The organism is Oleiphilus sp. HI0080, from assembly GCF_001635135.1.
In genome coordinates this window covers 1-2,885 of sequence record NZ_LWFU01000447.1, presented here as the reverse complement: position 1 = coordinate 2,885, position 2,885 = coordinate 1, and the positions used below count along the sequence as shown (strand labels likewise).

Genomic DNA, 2,885 nt, shown 5'->3' with positions numbered 1-2,885 from the left:
AAGGCAGCTCGTTGATTCATGTTTTGGCCCCACCAACGAGTTTGTTTTACACGTAAAAGTCTGTAACAACAATTAGAAGGTTTTTACACGCGGCACGCGATATGCGTTGAGCCCTTCACGATTTTTTCGTTTGGCTATGAGGCCGCTTTGACAAAGATACTAACCTCTCAAGATCGGCTCAATCTGATTGGCTGGGTATAATCACACTAACGTTAATCTGTTCACCCATCTGCTTTTGCATATTCGAAAGCTTGTCGATCAGACTCTCAGTGACCAGCGAGCCGCCTCTAAGAAGCAGCATATTCCGCTCGCCGAATATATCCTCTTTAACAATCATGCCAGGCTCCAATGAATGAAGCGGCACAACAATATTATGATCAAAATGCTTCACTAATTTCCGTTCAGTTTCGAGGTTAGACAAGGCTTTTAGTATCTCTAAATCAAATGCTGTCGTGCGTTGTTTTAACTTTTGAATTGCCTGTTCATGCGTTGCCGGAATAACCACAGGACTATATCTTTTTTCACAGTATTCCAGCGCAGCGTTAAAGATAAAATTCAACTTACCTAATTCTTGTCGTTGCAAGCCCATTGGGAACCCGCTTCCATCCGCTGCTTCTTTTTGTTTGAAAAGCAGATCTGCACACTCACTAAATGTTTCGACAGCGATAATCGTACAAGCGCTGTTTGCTGGGTAGGTTTTATAGATTGCCTGCTCATCTTCCTTCATTTTCGCGAACGGTTTATTCAAGATAGCGTCGGGTACACCGATCTTTCCTATACCATGTAAGCGTGCCGCATGAGTCAGCACCCGAATTTCCTTTTCACTCGCCCCAAGCCGAGCAGCCAGCTTCTGCACGACTTCCTCTAGTTGATAGGCTAAGGCCCTCTGTCCGGATTGTTTCATATCCAAGAGATTGAGGAAGCTCTCTCCGATAAGGGCATAAGCGTCGTCGAGCGCCTGAACCGTTTCTGAACGTTGATACGCCTCTATCTCAAGTTTTTGCTCGATGTCTGCCTTATGTTCACTTAATTCATCATGCATTTTTTTGAGCTTATGCAACGCACGATTTCTCTTTATGTTTTTGTCTCTCCGAAATAGAGCCTCATCCGCAAGATTTAAAAACTGCTCGTTATCCCAAGGCTTGGAAACATAGGCAAAAATCTCACCTTCGTTGACCGCCCTAACCGTGTCATCTTTATCGGCCTGCCCACTTAACAAAATTCGAGGCGTCATCGGCCGCGCAGTTTTGGCATGGCGAAGAAACTCTGCGCCATCCATCTTCGGCATACGCATGTCGCTTATGATCAAGTCAGGTTTGATTTCAGGCAGCGCCGCGAGCGCGAGCACTGCATCCGAATATGTGTGCACGCTATATTTTGAATGGCGAAAAACTCTTCGCAACGAACTTAATACATCCGGATCGTCATCAACAATCAAAATACTATTCTGCGTTTCCAACCTAATCCCCCAAAACGGTACAGTGGTCTATATTGAATATACTAGCCGACAATAATCGGTTCTACCGCCCTATTTTTCTATTTCTAAAGTCAAATACGGGTTCATTTATTTTGTGGTCTACATGCCGGAGCAAAAATCAGTGCGTCAGCCTAACAACGACTTTAACACTAAACGAAAACTGATGAGCCTTGTTGTTGTGTTTATATTATTTTTAGCCGCATTCTCATTTTTGTTTGTAAACGAACAGATTTGGCTAGTTTTTTTTGTCGTTGCACCCGCATCGGTATTGGTCATCTCAATAGCGTATCATTTGCCCCAAACGTCTTCAGCAGCGAGAACACGTACCTTACAGAGCAAGGTCATCACGTTGGAAAATGAAGTGATCACTCTTAGAAAGCAGATTAAGACAATGGAAGATAACCTCCTGCAAACCAAAGAGTCTCTCGCCCAAACAGAAAAGATGGCGAGTTTAGGGCAATTATCTGCTGGAGTGGCCCATGAGATAAACAATCCTGTAGGCTTTATGATGAGCAACATGTGTACCCTTAAGGAGTACACCTACTTCTTAGATCAGCTTTGCAAGCATTTGCTAGAGTTAATGTCCGGCTTAACAAAGCAAGAGAAACTAAAACATGAAGAGGTTATAGAGAAGATTGAGAACACCCTCAAGATTGAAGACCTCGATTTTGTGCTCTCAGATGCGAATGCGTTAATTGACGAGAGCTTAACCGGCTGCACCCGCATAAAAGGAATCACAAATAGCCTTAAGGGGTTCGTAAGAGAATCTCAAGACGAGCAAGAGTTGTTGGTTAACGACTTGATTGAAGAGACACTGAATATCGTCTGGAATCAGATCAAGTATAGTTGCACCCTGGAAAAGCATCTCAACAGCCAAGCACTCGTAAAGCTTGTGCCGAGCTCTTTCAATCAGGTATTGCTTAATATTATGGTGAACGCCTCACATGCAATGGAGGGGCTTAATGGTGTCCTCACGGTTAGAACCTACGATATCGAGGATAGCGTGCAGATCGAAATCGCGGACACCGGTGTTGGGATAGAGAAACGCAATCTCAACAAGATATTTGAACCGTTTTTTACCACGAAGCCAGTTGGACAAGGCACGGGACTAGGAATGTCAATTTCCTACGAGATAGTCACTGCAGCCGGAGGAACCATCACAGTGAGCAGCGAAGTCGGCGAAGGTACCTGTTTCAAAATCCGCTTACCAGCACTAAAGGAAATCTAAGCGGCCTCATCGCCATCAAACTATACATTCTTAATAGCCTTTAATTTAATCCGCGCTTTTTGCAGGTTATCATAGCGATGTTGCCCGCCCTTGGCACAGTTGGATAGCGCGGCCCCCTCCTAAGGGGCAGGTCTCAGGTTCGAATCCTGAAGGGCGGGCCATTTCCCCTTTCCCTTACTC

The 2,885-nt window shown here is 44.7% G+C and carries 2 protein-coding genes and 1 tRNA gene; 2 read left to right on the top strand and 1 reads right to left on the bottom strand.

Features of this window, described 5'->3' with window-relative positions; translation table 11 throughout:
- Positions 1-178: 178 nt before the first annotated feature.
- Positions 179-1,459, bottom strand: a complete 1,281-nt coding sequence (locus tag A3751_RS08850) for a response regulator (protein ID WP_068454559.1) — start codon at positions 1,457-1,459, stop codon at positions 179-181.
- A 121-nt stretch (positions 1,460-1,580) separates the two neighbouring features.
- On the opposite strand from A3751_RS08850, the gene A3751_RS08845 reads away from it, so the two are divergent.
- Both A3751_RS08845 and A3751_RS08840 read left to right on the top strand, forming a co-directional pair.
- A complete protein-coding gene (locus tag A3751_RS08845) occupies positions 1,581-2,705 on the top strand; it encodes a sensor histidine kinase (protein ID WP_068454556.1) in 1,125 nt (374 codons plus the stop codon).
- Between the two features lie 84 nt (positions 2,706-2,789).
- A tRNA-Arg gene (locus tag A3751_RS08840) sits at positions 2,790-2,866 on the top strand.
- Positions 2,867-2,885: the final 19 nt, after the last annotated feature.